This is a genomic window from uncultured Rhodococcus sp. (assembly GCF_963525155.1).
Classification (GTDB): domain Bacteria; phylum Actinomycetota; class Actinomycetes; order Mycobacteriales; family Mycobacteriaceae; genus Rhodococcus_F; species Rhodococcus_F qingshengii.
The window spans coordinates 1-13,955 of the sequence record NZ_CAURKP010000068.1; the positions used below are offsets into that span (position 1 = coordinate 1).

The 13,955-nt window shown below is 62.6% G+C and carries 13 protein-coding genes, 1 pseudogene and 1 riboswitch; of the genes and pseudogenes, 5 read left to right on the plus strand and 9 right to left on the minus strand.

The genetic code is table 11. The annotated features are described in order from the left end of the window. The 7 genes and pseudogenes from RWT78_RS15335 to RWT78_RS15365 all read right to left on the minus strand — a co-directional run. Positions 1–406, minus strand: a pseudogene (locus RWT78_RS15335) (5-methyltetrahydropteroyltriglutamate--homocysteine S-methyltransferase); the annotation flags it as partial. Between the two features lie 158 nt (positions 407–564). After that, positions 565–766: riboswitch (cobalamin riboswitch) on the minus strand. 105 nt (positions 767–871) lie between these two features. Further along, on the minus strand, positions 872–1,309 hold the full coding sequence (locus RWT78_RS15340; protein ID WP_030535308.1) for a helix-turn-helix domain-containing protein: 438 nt from the start codon (positions 1,307–1,309) through the stop codon (positions 872–874). A 219-nt stretch (positions 1,310–1,528) separates the two neighbouring features. After that, positions 1,529–2,158 (minus strand): response regulator transcription factor, encoded by a 630-nt coding sequence (locus tag RWT78_RS15345; RefSeq protein WP_003940330.1) that lies wholly within the window; start codon positions 2,156–2,158, stop codon positions 1,529–1,531. After that, positions 2,155–3,279, minus strand: a complete 1,125-nt coding sequence (locus RWT78_RS15350) for a histidine kinase (RefSeq protein ID WP_314676471.1) — start codon at positions 3,277–3,279, stop codon at positions 2,155–2,157. The genes RWT78_RS15345 and RWT78_RS15350 overlap by 4 nt, the downstream gene beginning before the upstream one ends. Beyond that, complete coding sequence (locus RWT78_RS15355) at positions 3,280–4,074, minus strand: ABC transporter permease (RefSeq protein ID WP_019745005.1); 795 nt, start codon at positions 4,072–4,074, stop codon at positions 3,280–3,282. Continuing rightward, the gene (locus RWT78_RS15360) at positions 4,074–5,030 is read right to left on the minus strand and encodes an ABC transporter ATP-binding protein (RefSeq protein WP_042921758.1); all 957 of its coding nucleotides are present in this window, start codon (positions 5,028–5,030) and stop codon (positions 4,074–4,076) included. Before RWT78_RS15360 ends, RWT78_RS15355 begins: the two co-directional genes overlap by 1 nt. Positions 5,031–5,075: 45 nt before the next feature. Then, on the minus strand, positions 5,076–6,023 hold the full coding sequence (locus tag RWT78_RS15365) for a DMT family transporter (RefSeq protein ID WP_065455278.1): 948 nt from the start codon (positions 6,021–6,023) through the stop codon (positions 5,076–5,078). A 68-nt stretch (positions 6,024–6,091) separates the two neighbouring features. Between RWT78_RS15365 and RWT78_RS15370 the strand changes: the two genes are divergently transcribed. Both RWT78_RS15370 and RWT78_RS15375 read left to right on the plus strand, forming a co-directional pair. Further along, entirely contained in the window at positions 6,092–6,637 is a 546-nt protein-coding gene (locus tag RWT78_RS15370) for a CGNR zinc finger domain-containing protein (protein WP_314676472.1), read from the plus strand. A 113-nt stretch (positions 6,638–6,750) separates the two neighbouring features. Next, complete coding sequence (locus tag RWT78_RS15375) at positions 6,751–8,049, plus strand: NtaA/DmoA family FMN-dependent monooxygenase (RefSeq protein ID WP_003939786.1); 1,299 nt, start codon at positions 6,751–6,753, stop codon at positions 8,047–8,049. On the opposite strand, the gene RWT78_RS15380 is transcribed toward RWT78_RS15375, so the two are convergent. Both RWT78_RS15380 and pruA read right to left on the minus strand, forming a co-directional pair. Beyond that, positions 8,046–9,011 (minus strand): proline dehydrogenase family protein, encoded by a 966-nt coding sequence (locus RWT78_RS15380; protein WP_314676475.1) that lies wholly within the window; start codon positions 9,009–9,011, stop codon positions 8,046–8,048. The two genes, RWT78_RS15375 and RWT78_RS15380, sit on opposite strands and share 4 nt — an antisense overlap. Continuing rightward, positions 9,011–10,672 carry an L-glutamate gamma-semialdehyde dehydrogenase gene (gene pruA / locus RWT78_RS15385; RefSeq protein WP_314676477.1) on the minus strand — a complete coding sequence of 554 codons (1,662 nt, stop codon included), beginning with the start codon at positions 10,670–10,672 and terminating at the stop codon, positions 9,011–9,013. The genes RWT78_RS15380 and pruA overlap by 1 nt, the downstream gene beginning before the upstream one ends. Positions 10,673–10,868: 196 nt before the next feature. On the opposite strand from pruA, the gene RWT78_RS15390 reads away from it, so the two are divergent. The 3 genes from RWT78_RS15390 to RWT78_RS15400 are packed head-to-tail and all read left to right on the plus strand — an operon-like array spanning position 10,869 to position 13,953. Beyond that, positions 10,869–12,539 (plus strand): helix-turn-helix domain-containing protein, encoded by a 1,671-nt coding sequence (locus tag RWT78_RS15390; RefSeq protein ID WP_314676479.1) that lies wholly within the window; start codon positions 10,869–10,871, stop codon positions 12,537–12,539. Then, positions 12,536–12,853 carry a nuclear transport factor 2 family protein gene (locus RWT78_RS15395; RefSeq protein WP_314676480.1) on the plus strand — a complete coding sequence of 106 codons (318 nt, stop codon included), beginning with the start codon at positions 12,536–12,538 and terminating at the stop codon, positions 12,851–12,853. The genes RWT78_RS15390 and RWT78_RS15395 overlap by 4 nt, the downstream gene beginning before the upstream one ends. Then, positions 12,853–13,953, plus strand: coding sequence for a DNA alkylation repair protein (locus RWT78_RS15400; RefSeq protein ID WP_314676481.1), 1,101 nt, complete (start codon positions 12,853–12,855; stop codon positions 13,951–13,953). The genes RWT78_RS15395 and RWT78_RS15400 overlap by 1 nt, the downstream gene beginning before the upstream one ends. Positions 13,954–13,955: the final 2 nt, after the last annotated feature.

Here is a 13,955-nt window from a genome sequence, read left to right on the forward strand (position 1 = left end):
GGTCGAGTGCGAACGTGGTGGACGGCGAGATCTCGGGCACCAGGTAGTGGTAGTTGGTGTCGAACCACTTCGTCATTTCGAGCGGCGCGATGGTGTCCGTCCCACGGGCAGCGGCAAAGTAGCGGTCCAACGGATCGGCGACCGACGCGACGCGGTCGGGCAGCGCGCCGAGAAGAACTGCGGTGTCGAGCATCTGGTCGTAGAAGGAGAAGGTATTGACCGGGACGGAGTCGAGGCCCAGGTCACGGAGGTCGGCCAAGCCCCGCCGACGGAGGTCACGGGCGACAGCCTGCAGGGCGTCGGCGTCGATGCGCCCTGCCCAGTAGCTTTCGGTTGCCCGCTTGAGTTCTCGATGAGGACCGATGCGCGGTGAGCCCAGCACGGTCGAAGTGAATGTTGTTGTCACGGAGTTTCTCCAGATTGCCAATGCACTGATGGCCACTGCCGGCAGACGGGTACACCTCACGAGACCCCGAGTTTCAGCGGGCAGCACTGCCCGCACCGCACACGAGGTCCGATGGAGATCTACACGCCCATTCCACGAGGCGGTGGACCGTCGGGCACGGCGTGCCCGACACAGTCGGCAGGTCTTCGGACTCGCGGGCACTCGATCGAGTTGGATCGAACCTACTGGCCGTCGCTTCCCAGGCGGATGCCCAGTGCACATGAACGGCGGTCGTTCCTGCTTACCGCTGCGGGACAGTCCCGGATTTTCACCGGGTTCCCTCTCACCCCGACAGCTTGCGCTGACGGAGCTTCGACGCCGGGACCGGTCTTCGGGGCTCCTCATGACCGTGCCGGGCGAACCAGCTGCATCGACCAGCATAAGGCCAACCCTCCCTGAGCAGTCAAGGAGAGTCGGCGAAGGGCGCTATGCGCGTGACATGTAGGAATTCGAGTCCGGTGGTACGCGCGGAAGATTTTCGGAGGAACGTAGATTCTCCGCCATTTCGACAAGCAGATCCTGTGAAGACGGTGAGAGGTCGACGACACGGGAGGTGAGGTTCCGCAGGCGCACGTTGTGCAGCTGTTCGAGGAGGGAGAGGTCTGCCTCGCCACCTGAGATCGCGGGCGGAGTGTGATCGGACGGGGCGTAGAAGTAGTCCGGATGGACGTTGAAGAAGTGGGCGAGGGCGGCAACCACTTCGGGTGACGGATTGGTTCGGACGCCGGTGCGCAGTTGCGACAGGTACGGCGTCGAGATGCGGCAGCCGAACTCGGTCATGCCGCGAACGACCATCGCGTTGGTGACGTGAAAGTCGGCAGTCTCGAACAGCGAGTTCAAGCGATCGTTGAACTGGTTCGACATGAGACGTCCCTTCCCCCGCTACGCACAGGCTCCGTCGATTCAATTAACTGCATCATAGCCAGGTGTCGAACGATTAGCTGTTTCGGATTCTCGCGAAGCGGTCGTTTGCAGGGAAAATCCCTAGGGTAGAAGGTCCCTACTTTGAGTGATCTGGACAAATTGCCATCACGAATCGAACGGCGAACTATTTGCCGGGGAAGGCGATTCCAGACGCGCGGATCAGAGCCAGCCGTTCGACTCGGCGATTCTGACGGCTTCCGCGCGCGTCGACGCACCCGTCTTACCCATCGCGGATGACAGATGATTTCGAACTGTCCCTGCGGACAAGAAGAGCGCCCCTGCGATGGCTGCCACGGGTGCGCCGTCGTGAGCGGCGCGCAGTACTTGGGTCTCACGCTCCGTCAGGGGCGACTCGCCGCTGACGAGGCTGTCGGCCGCAAGGGTGGGATCGACGACGCGCAGTCCGGCGTGGACACGCCTGACCGCGTCGGCAAGCTGCCTGGCGGGGGTGTCCTTGACGACGAACCCGCCGGCCCCGGCGTGCAGGGCTTTACGAAGAAATCCGGGACGGCCGAACGTGGTGACGATCAGAACCCGGGTGTCGGGTGCTGCCTCGCGAAGGGCCGCCGTCGCGGCGATTCCGTCCATGCCGGGCATCTCGACGTCCAGAAGCGCGACGTCCGGGCGGTGTTCGAGAACGGCGGACACCACCTCGTCGCCGCGACCGACCTCGGCTACCACGGACAGGTCGGATTCCAGATCGAGCAGCGCGGCCAAAGCTCCTCGCACGAGCGCCTGATCGTCCGCCAAGAGCAGCCGTATGGTTGCTCGATCGCCCTGGCTGTTCACTCTGTCTCCTGTTCGACTACCTGAAGTGCAAACCCCTGCGGCTGGGGATGAGTGATGATCACTCGTGCGCCCGACGCTCCGGCGCGCTCGCGCAATCCGATCAGACCGTTTCCGGAAGACGTCGACTCGGCCCCTCGTCCGTCGTCGACGACCGACGCACTATTTTCGTCGACCGTGATCCGGCAGTGGGTCGCACCGCTGTGTCGAACGACGTTGGTGACGCCCTCACGGATCGTCCATGCAAAGAGTTCCCGAAGACGCGTGGGAACCATGTCGGTACTGCTCGGCACCACGTCTTCGATACCAGCCGCACGCAATGCCTCTCGCGCTCGGGCTATCTCGACGGGAAGAGAAATCCCACGAAATCCTTCGACGGCCGAGCGCACGTCCGCCAGCGCGTCTCGAGAGAGCCTTTCGAGGTCGTCGAGTTCGCTGCGTGCACGTTCGATATCGACATCGAGTAGGCGATTGGCCAGTTCGGCTTTGATCGTGATGACGGTCAGCGAGTGCCCGAGGATGTCGTGCAGATCCCGCGCCATCCTCGTTCGCTCCTCCATGATTGCCCGCTGCTCCTGCTCTTCGCGTTCGTGGAGTATGGCGAAGTTGCGGCTGATCAGGGACATGATTCCCCAGGTCGCGAACGCGGCCGCGCAGACTCCGAGTGAGAGTCCGGAGTAGTTCCCCCATCCGGACGAGAGGCTGACTATCTCCACGGAGGCCGCGAACACCAAGGCGAGAATGCCGCCGGCGACGGTCGGCAACAGCGTCACCGCTGTCACCGCGAGGTACGGTGCTGCTGCCAAACCCGTCGGACCGACGCTCACGATCATCACAGCGGCCAACGCGGTCAAGGCGGACAGAGCCAGTGCAGCTTCGCGAATCGTCGGCCGAGTCATCGTCATTCGACGCCGCTGCTGCGTTGTGGCGAAGGTGTAGAGGTAGAGGGCACTGAAGGCGATCGTCGCGAGAATCCCTGTCCAGCCGCGCAGTTCGTCGCGTAGATTCCATCCCTCGATCAGCGGCCCGCCGAGAAATACCATCCAGACCGCCGCGAAGAGAACGCCGAAACGATTCCGCCGCGGGAGCGCGACGGAATCTTCTCGGTCAGTCGTTTGCGACAACTACACACGCTCCGTATCTCGTTGGAACCGCCAGATCGCTCCGCCGGCGAAGATGGCGAACCACACCAGGATATTGACGATCCAGGTCCAGTGAATGCTATTGCCCGTCAACGGTGCGTGGGCGAGGGCGTTGATGCCGAACATCGGGGTGAACTGTGCGATGGTCGCCCATACGGAACCGTCGGTGAGTGGTACGAAGAGTCCGCCGCCGAATGCGAGCAGAGCCAGTCCCGGTCCGAGCAACTGCATGACGTTCTCACTGGGGAGTAGGTACCCCATGAACAGGCCGAAGGCCGCGAAGATCGACGATCCCAGCCAGGCGATCAATGCCGTTGTGAACCAGAGTGATCCGTCCATCTGCGCTGAGGTGAACGCGCCGACGACGTAGACCACGAGAATCGAGACGAGACCGAGCAGCATCGCCATGATCAGTTTGACGGCGATGTAGGCGACCGGGGTCAGGGGAGTCAGCCGAAGTTGTCGGCTCCACCCGGACGCTCGTTCGATCGAGACCATCGCGCCGCCGCTGGTGGTGGCCAGCATCGCGCCGTACAGGGCCATGCTGATCATGATGTACGCGGCGACATTGCCGTGCCCGATCCCGTGGTCGTCGTCGCCTTGACCGAGACCGAAGACGAGGAAGAAGACAACCGGCATGACGAGCGTGAAGATCATCGTGCGCCGGTTGCGAGTCAGGCGACGAAATTCCAGTCGCAGTAGCGTCGTGTTGAATCCGCCGAGAGGTACGACGGTTCGCTCGGCTCCGTAGGTATTCGCTTCGGTTGCAGTGGTCATCACTTCTGTCCTTCGGAGTTGTTCGACGTGAGTGCGATGAATGCGTCTTCGAGGCCACGCGAGACGATTTCGAGATCGCGAGCCTGCGTATTGGTCAACAGGAACCGTGCAACGGCATCGGTGTCGCCCGAGTGCACGAGCAGCGACTCACCGCGCACCTCGACGGCGTCGGAGTTCGGTATGGCTCGCAGGAGTTCGTCGGTGATGCCTGGAACAGTCGCGCGCAGGGTGCGTCCGGACGCCATCGCCTTGACCTCGGCGGTGGTCCCGTCTGCGACCACGGTGCCTTGCCTGACCAGGATGATGCGGTCGGCGTAGACATCGGCCTCTTCGAGGTAGTGCGTCGCAAAAAGCACAGTGCGACCGTGATCTGCGTCGGCGCGGATGGCGGACCAAAAGTCCCGACGCCCTTCGACGTCCATGCCGGTGGTGGGCTCGTCGAGAATGAGCAATTGCGGGTTCGACAGCAACGCCATCGCAAATCGCAACCGCTGTTGTTGTCCGCCTGAGCATTTGCTGACCAGGCGATCGGAGATGTCGAGGATTCCGGCTCTCCCCAGCACTTCGTCGACCGGACGGGATTGGGAGTACAGGCTGGCGGTCAGCTGCACAGTCTCGGCAACCGTCAGCTCTTTCAGTAGTCCGCCGGTCTGCATGACTGCCGAGACGAGTCCGCGGGCAATCGCCGATCGAGGTGACATTCCGAAGACGCTCACCTCGCCTGACGTCGGCCGGGACAGGCCGAGGATCATGTCGATGGTTGTCGTCTTGCCTGCGCCGTTCGGGCCGAGGAACGCGACGATCTCGCCGGGGCGGATGCTCAGGTCGATACCTTTGACGGCGTCGACGGTTCCGAAACTCTTGCGAAGTCCGGTCAACCGGACGGCGTCGTGTGCCGATCCTTCAGTGCGTGTATGCAGTGCCTGTGGTGAATGCCGTGCCTGTGTTGAGGTCATACATAGAATCTGCTCGCTTCGAGGTCGTGATCCCTCGTCTGTCCGTCATTCTTCTGCCATGACATTTGTCATCGGGTCGGCCGGTATCTGTTTCGGTGCAACCTGACCGAGGCGCGCGAGGACCAACCCCGCGATGATTGCTGCGCCACCTACAGCTTGGAGTGCGGTGACGGATTCCCCGACCAGGATCCACGCGGCGACGACCGCGCACAGCACTTCGGTCAGCGCTACCAGAGACCCGATTGTCGGCCCCAGCAGTGTGATCGCGGCGATGCCGGTGAGATAGGCAATGACAGTGCTGACCAGGACCAGGACCACCACCGGCAGCCACACGTTCACCGAATGGTCTGCCACGACGGCGTTCGAGGCCGAGAAATGGAGGGGGAGGACGCCTACGAGTCCGAGCGCGCCGATGACCACTGCACTGACCGTGAGCCCCGATGCCGCGAGCACAACAGGATGGAGATCACCGTCCGCACGTTCGGAAATGACGAAATAGACTGCAAGGCATGCCGCGGCGGCCAGTCCCCAGGCGACTCCGACGGCACTGATCTCTGCCGATCCGAAGACGTCGATCACCACGGCGGCGCCGATCAAGGCCACCGCCGCACCGAGAAGCGTCTGCACGCTCGGACGCGCGCCCTTGGTTATCCACACCCACCCGATGACGATGATCGGTGCAAGGTACTCGAGAAGCAATGCGACGCCGACCGAAAGATGTTGCACGGCATTGAAGAAGCACAGTTGAACGCCCGAGATCGCGAACACCCCGTACAGCAGTACCGTTCGCGTGTGGGTGCTCACCTGTCGTAGGCGAGGCCATTGGGTGGCTACGGCGATCACCATCATCACCAGTGCGCCGCCGGCAACGCGCGCGAACACTGCGCCGCCGGGGGACCACCCTGATTCGATGAGAGATTTCGCGAACGGGCCCGATACGCCGAACGTTGCCGCGGACAGCAGAGCGAAGATCAAGCCGTTGCGAGAGTTCACGTCGTCACCCGTCAGGAGTAAAAGCGATTACGATGCTGACATTAGGTTGATACGGCTCAGGAGTCAAAGTGCATTTTGCTGGTGACACGGAATCGGCGCTCGTCTTCGCCGCGTCGTTGGTCAACACGGCCCGCGGCGGGGCCGAACTGCTTCCGGATCAAGAGGAGCTGACACGGTTTCTCGACGCGGATCGCTGGACCGGCAGGCGGGACGGCACACCGGAGGAATTGACGGCGGTTCGTGCGCTGCGTCCACGACTGCGAAAGTTCTGGGAAGCCGCGGGAGTGGACGACGCCGTCGAGGTGGTGAACACACTGCTACTCGAATCGGGCGCGAGGCCGCGGCTCACCAGGCACGACGACCTCGGCTGGCACCTGCACGTCACCGCTGACGATTCGCCACTGGTGGACCGGATGGCCGCAGAAGCGGCGATGGGTGTGCTCGATCTGATCCGAACCGACGAATTCTCGAGGTTGCGATGGTGCGAGGCCCCGGACTGCGAAGCGGTCTTCGTGGATTTGTCGCGCAATCGTTCGAAGCGATACTGCGACACCGGGAACTGTGGGAACAGGGCGCACGTCGCCGCCTATCGTGCCCGTAAATCCGGGGAGTGACCAAGCGGCGTTCGGAGGGATAGAACCAGGCTGAGTGAATACCTTGTCGGGAGCCAGGATCGGTCTAGCGTTGTGAATTCGGAACAGATTTCGCGAAGCCAGGAGGATGGTCGGTGGCCGATCGTAGGCGTCCACTCAAGACGGTGACCGGTGTCAGCGGGGCGATGAGTATTTACGACGCCGCGATCGATCCGACGACTTCGACGGTCGCGTCCGCGATCGACGTCGCAAAGACGGCCGAGGCGAACAAGATCGACGGACTGTTTGCCGCCGACCTGCTGAGTTTCGGTGCGCAGGGCGCGATCGGTGCGCAGGAGCCGTTGATCTTCCTTGCCGCGCTGAGTGCGGTCACCACCCATGTGGGGCTCATCGCCACCGTCACGACGACGTTTCATCACCCATTCAACCTGGCACGGTTGTTCGGCACCCTGGACCACGTCAGCAATGGTCGAGCCGCATGGAATGCCGTCACTTCCTCACTCGGAGAAGAGAACTACAGCGACCTGGACCTACCGAGTCCGGAGGAGCGGTACGCCCGAGCGGCCGAATCGCTCGAGGTGGTCAGCGCGCTCTTCGACAGCTGGAAGCCCGGCGCCTTGATCCAGGCAGAGGGCTCTGCGGTGCTAGATCCGTCGAGGGTGGTCCCCATCGAGCACCGAGGCAAGTACTTCACCGTGCAGGGGCCGTTGAACATTCCATCCCTGCCGCAGCGTCGTCCGGTCCAATTCCAGGCAGGCCAATCTGCCGGAGGTATCGAACTGGGTGCTCGCTTCGCGGAGGTCGTATTCACTTCTCTCGCAACCTTCGAGGACGCGGTCACCTACACGAAGACGATCCGCGCCAGGGCGGCAGAGTTGGGGCGTGGGGACGAACTGCCACTGATTTTCAGCTCGTTCCACGCAACGTACGGCGCTACCGAAGCCGAAGTCGAACGATTGGTCAGAGAAGCCGAGGAATCGACGGACTTCGACGCCGGACGCACCAGGCTTGCCGACATGTTCGGCGGCGGCGTGGATTTCTCGGAATTGCCGCTGGATCGGCCGATCCCGGAGTCGTTGTTGCCGGACCCGTCGTCGGTGAATCGACGACGGGGCCGGGTCGAGATCTTCGGCAAGCTCGCATCACAAGGAAAGACTCTGCGTGAGTTGATCATCGCGTCCAAGGACACCGGCCACTGGGCAGCGGCGGGCACCCCGGAACAGCTCGCGGACGCGATCGAGGAACGATACGACGCGGGCGTACTCGACGTCATCACGCTCGGTGACCTTGCCGATCCGCGTACACGCGATTTCGTCACGAACGGGCTGCTGCCGGAGCTGCGCAAGCGCGGAATCGTGGGATCCGACTACGTCGGCGGTACCTTTCGCGAAAACCTCGAGTTGCCACCGCTGCCACCGGTTTCCGGTGTCTAGTTGTTGGAAGCGAGTGAGCGCATGAAGAACATGAGGTTGGCCGGTCTTTCCGCGAGGCGACGCATGAAGTAGCCGTACCACTGGCTGCCGTAGGGAACGTAGACCCGCAGGTGATTGCCTTCGGCTACCAATCTGCGTTGTTCGCCGTCGCGGATGCCGAAGAGCATCTGGAACTCGAAATCCGCGGCTGTCCGCTCGGTCAGTGTGGCGAGTCGGAGGGCGGCGTCGATCATGGTGGGATCGTGGGAGGCCACCATCGGGTATCCGTCACCTTCCATCAAGACCTTCAGGCAACGCACGTACGACGCGTCGACTTCGGCGGCCTTTTGGAACGCGACGCCGGCCGGTTCCTTGTATGCACCCTTGCACAGCCGAATTCGTGAACCTGATCCGGAGAAGTGCCGGCAATCGGCCTCGGTGCGGTGTAGATACGCCTGCAGGACCGTGCCGAGCGTCGGGAAGTCGCGGCGCAACTCTTCGACGATGGACAGTGTCGAGTCGGTGGTGGTGTGATCCTCCGCATCGACGGTGACCCACGCGCCCACTTCGTCTGCCGCTGTGACGATTCGGTGAGCGTTCGCCAGGGCGATCTTCTCGCCGTCACCGGGAAGTGACTGCCCCAACGCGGAGAGCTTGAGCGAAACCTCCAGGGAGTGTTGCGTCCCGGCAATCTCGGAAAGCGTTGCGTACGAGCGGAGAAGGGAGAGATAGGCATCGACGGTAGCTGTTGCCTGAGCCGGATCGGTGGTGTCCTCGCCGAGGTAGTCGACCGTCACGAACCGGCCACTGGTGAGGATGTTGCGCACCGCTGACATCGCTGCGGGTTCCGCGTCCCCGGCGACGAACCTGTCTACAAGCTTGCGGGTCAAGGTCATCCCGGAGACTGTCTTCTCCAGTCGCGACGAGCGTGCCGCCGCGAGGAGCACCGGGCGCAGTGGGTTGCTCAGCGAGACGGCACTCATCAACGGTTCTCGCTCTCGGCTGGATCGACGTCCTGGTGGGGGTAACGATGATCGGTGGGAGGAACGAAGGTTTCCTTGACGGTGCGTGTCGACGCCCAACGGAGCAGATTCTGCGGCGAACCGGCCTTGTCGTTGGTACCCGAAGCCCGGGCACCTCCGAAGGGTTGTTGTCCGACAACCGCTCCCGTCGGCTTGTCGTTGACGTAGAAGTTTCCGGCGGCGAACCGCAGACCATGATGAGCTTGATCGACGGCCGCACGGTCGGTGGCGATCACGGCGCCGGTCAGGGCGTAAGCGGATCCGCTGTCGACGCGCGCGAGGATGTCGGCGTAGGCATTCGGTGCGGAGTCGTCGTAGACGTGAAGCGAAAGGATGGGACCGAAGTACTCGGTGCTGAAGGCTTCGTCGCTCGGGTCGTCACCGAGTAGGACCGTCGGTGAGATGAAGAATCCTTCACGGTCGTCGTAGTCGCCGCCTGCTGCGATGGTGAGGCTGCTGGTCGACTTGGCGCGGACGATCGCGGCGGCGTTTCGGTCGAACGAACGTTGGTCGATGACGGCGCCGCCGAAGTTCGTCAGGTCGGTGACGTCTCCGTACTTCAGCGACGACACAGTGTCGATGAACGTGTCGCCCATCTTGGCCCACACCGACTTCGGGATGAACGCCCGTGATGCGGCCGAACATTTCTGGCCCTGGTAGTCGAAGGCCCCGCGAATCAATGCCGTCGTGAGTACGTCCGGGTCAGCGGAACTGTGTGCGAGTACAAAATCCTTGCCGCCGGTTTCGCCGACGAGACGCGGATACGTCCGGTAGTTCGAGATGTTGGCTCCGACCTCACGCCACAAACGCTGGAACGTTGCGGTGGATCCGGTGAAGTGGATACCCGCCAGTCGGGGGTCGGCAAGCGCGACCTCGGACACCAAGGGGCCGTCGCCGAGAACAAGATTGATCACCCCGGGCGGGAGGCCGGCAGCTTCGAGTAGTTGCATTGTCAGGTACGCCGCGACGGCCTGCGTGGGTGACGGCTTCCAGATCACGGTGTTGCCCATCAGGGCCGGTGCTGTGGGGAGATTTCCGGCGATGGCGGTGAAATTGAAGGGAGTGATCGCGTAGACGAAACCTTCGAGTGGACGATATTCGACGCGATTCCACACTCCCGGAGCGGAAACGGGTTGGTCGGCGAGTATCTGACGTGCGAACGCGACGTTGAAACGCCAGAAGTCGATCAGTTCGCAGGGCGCGTCGATCTCGGCCTGGTATGCGGTCTTCGACTGGCCGAGCATTGTTGCGGCGGCGATGGTTTCGCGCCACGGGCCGGAAAGTAGATCGGCGGCGCGGAGGAAGACCGCAGCGCGGTCGTCGAACGAGAGGTCGCGCCAGGCCGGGGCGGCGAGTGTAGCGGCGTCGATGGCATCACGAACATCCGAGTGCGTTGCGCCCGCAAACGATCCGATGACCGAGCTGTGACGGTGTGGTTGAACTACGTTCTGTCGCTTACCTTCCGCAGTTCGGTGGATGCCGCCGATGACCTGCCTGATGTCGGTCGGCGTTTCGGCCAGTTCGGTCAGTTTCGTACGGAGGCGCGATCGTTCCGGGCTTCCCGGCGCGTAATTGTTCACCGGTTCGTTGGCTGGGTGGGGGACATTGGTAACGGCGTCCATGACGATCCTTCGGCAGACTCAGGAGTGGGCAGTTGTCGTGTCGTGAACCAGTCAAGTCGAAAGACGTCGGCGAGTAATCCGCTGAGCGGCCAAACATCGGGGTCCGTGTTTGTCCGATCGGCTGAACCGTTTTCGCAGGAAAATGCACTATTCTCGAAGTTGAGGCGTTTGCGACGGTCCGGAGAGTGGGTGGTACGTGTCTATCCGTGGGGTCAGGCTCGACGCGGTCCTTCGGGCGCTGGGCGGAGCTTTTGTCGAGCTCGTCCTCGCGCCGTCAGGTGATGACGTCTTCGTCGACTCCGTGGTGTTCGCAGAGGTCGGGGACCTCACGCGCCCCAGAACCTCGGCCGTCGAATCCTCTGAGCTCTGGCTCGCTGTCGGTATCGGCGCAGCCGAATTGGCGGCCTGGCTGAACCGACTCGATCAGAAGGGATCAGCGCCTCGGGCCGTCATGTCGAAGGAGGCCTCGGACACGTCGGTGCGTGCGGCGGCACAGCGCGCCGGGATCGCCTTGATAGCGGTCCATCCGGATGCTCGTTGGGATCGATTGTTCACGACCATCCGGGGCGTGCTCGATCATTCGGTGTCCCGACAGGATTCGGACGACATCGTATTCGGTAGTGACACAGACTTGTTCGAGCTGGCGCAGAACGTCGCCGCAATCACGCGGGGGATGGTCAGCATCGAGGACGAGCATTCCCACGTCTTGGCCTATTCGGCATCGGGAGATGCTGCGGACGAGCTACGTCGGCAATCAATCCTCGGCCGCGAAGGACCTCGCGAATACCTCCGAAAGCTACAGGAGTGGGGCGTCTTCGAGAGCCTGCGGCGAAGCGACGACGTAGTGGAGGTGCCCGCTCACGAAGACCTTGCGATCAGGCGACGGTTGGTGGTTCCGATTCGGAGAATATCCGACAATGTCAAGGGGGAGAGCGGTTTCAGCGCTGATCTTCTCGGCACGATCTGGGTGCAGGAAGGCCCGGTTCCCATTGCCGGCGATGCCGACAGCGTGCTCCGCGGTGCCGCGGCCGTTGCTGCTCGGCTGATTTCGCGCATCCGAGACGCGCCGAGTAACGAGGCGATACAGATTCAGCGGTTGCTCGGGGTTCGCGGCGGCGGTGTCGACGTTCCTTCGCTCGCCGCCTCGTTGACCATCCCGATGTCCGGACCGGCGATGGTGGTCGGAGTGGCGAGTATCGGAAACGGTGGGCTGCCGTCTTCGGGCGAACTCGTGTCGTCTTTGCGACTGCACGCCAGCGCCTTTCAGCGTGAATCGCTGGTGAGTGCCGTCGGCACCCGGATCTATGTGCTGTTTCCGCGAACCCAATCCGTGAAATCCACAGTCTCGTGGACCCGCGAAGTTGTCGCGCGTTTGGACAAGGTATCGCCTTCGGGGCTACGGGCCGCGGTCTCGTCGCCGGTTTCGACGCTTGCGGAGGTGGCCCAGGCTCGGGCCGAAGTGGATCGGGTCTTGGACGGAACGTCGGGGGATGTTCGTGTGACCACCCTCGCGGACTCGCGCACACCGGTGCTGCTGGGCGAAATCATGGACACCATTGCGGCCGACGAGCAACTGCACGATCCGAGAGTCGACGCCCTGGACGTCTACGACAGACGCAACGGGTCGAACATGCGCGAAAGCATCTCCGTTTACCTCGCACATTCGGGCGATGTCCGACGTGCATCCGAGCAGCTTCGGATTCACCCGAACACCCTCAGGTATCGGATCAAGAGGGTCGAGGAGATCACGGATACCGACCTCTCCGAGCCGTCGGCCAGGCTGTTGATGGAGATTCAGTTGGCGGCGTCTGCTCGGGCAGTGAGTTCGCCGAACCTGTCGGACCCCAGCAGTACTCTTCGCGAATGATCGACTCAGCGAAGGTGCCAGGCGCAGCGCGCGCGTATTTCGACGGCGGCGACGTCCGCGGCGTTTTCACCGAAGACGCAGTGGTTCGTGACGACGGCCGGACGTATGTCGGGATCGAAGAAATCGTGGCGTGGAAGTCCGCCGTGTCGACGGCGTTCACCTTCACCCGGAAGATCGAGTCGGTCAACACCCCAGGCTCGGCCGTTGTCGTGTCGGTGAAGGTCGAGGGTGATTTTCCCGGAAGCCCCGTCCAGTTACATCACCATTTCACTCTCGACGGTGATCGGATTTCCGCTCTCACGGTGTGCCCCTGATGCCCACCGCTGACGAACTGCTCGGGAAATCCGTCGTCGCCGATCTGGCAGGCTGCCTCGAGCGAGCCTCCGGTCACACACGCCTCGCCCTCGTTCGGGGTAGTACATCCGAATTCGACGGTATGAGTCTCGGCGAACGTACGCGCGTTGTGCGGGACGCGATGACTGCCGAACTGCCTCAGGATCTTCCGGCCTTCGCCGAGATCATCCGCCGTGCGCTTTCAGAAGAGACCTTCACCGGTTGGATGATCTGGCCGGTGACCGAAGCCGTCGCCGTCACGGCGACACGAAGTGGCTCCGAGTCGGATTTCGACGAGGGAATGGCTCTGCTTGCCGAGTTGACGTCGCGTCTGACGGCCGAATTCGCAATTCGCACATTTCTCGAAACGAACCTTGACCGTTCGCTGGCGATCGTACTCACCTGGACCGGCCATGAAGACGAACACGTCCGGCGCTTGGCGACCGAAGGCACTCGTACTCGTTTGCCCTGGGGAAGACGAGTGAAAGAATTGACGGCGCGTCCCGAGTCGACAATCGTCATTCTCGACGAGCTGTATCGGGATGATTCGGAATATGTACGACGTTCGGTCGCAAACCATCTCAACGATCTCAGTCGTGCTGACGCTGCGCTCGCAGTATCGACTGCGAAGCGTTGGCTGCAGACACCGGATGCCAACACACTGAAAATCGTCAAACATGCATTGCGGACGTTGATCAAGGCCGGCGATCCAGATGCTCTGTCCCTCTTGGGGTTCTCGCCGCCCACCGACGTCGTGCTCGAGGGGTTCGTCATCGACCGCGAAACAGTTGATGCGGGTGGAGAACTCACCTTCGACTTCGCCGTCACGAACAATGGCAGCGAGTCCGTCACCGTCGTGATCGATTACATCGTCCACCACGTGAAGGCCAACGGGCAGACGACGCCCAAGGTCTTCAAACTGACAACACGAACGCTGGAACCCGGGGTGCCGGCCCGTATCGCGAAGAGGCATTCCTTCAAACCGATCAGCACCCGGAAGTACTACGCCGGCGAACATGCCGTCGAGGTGCAGATCAACGGCGTACGCCAGGTGCGAGGTGTATTCCGTTTGGACGCGTGAGG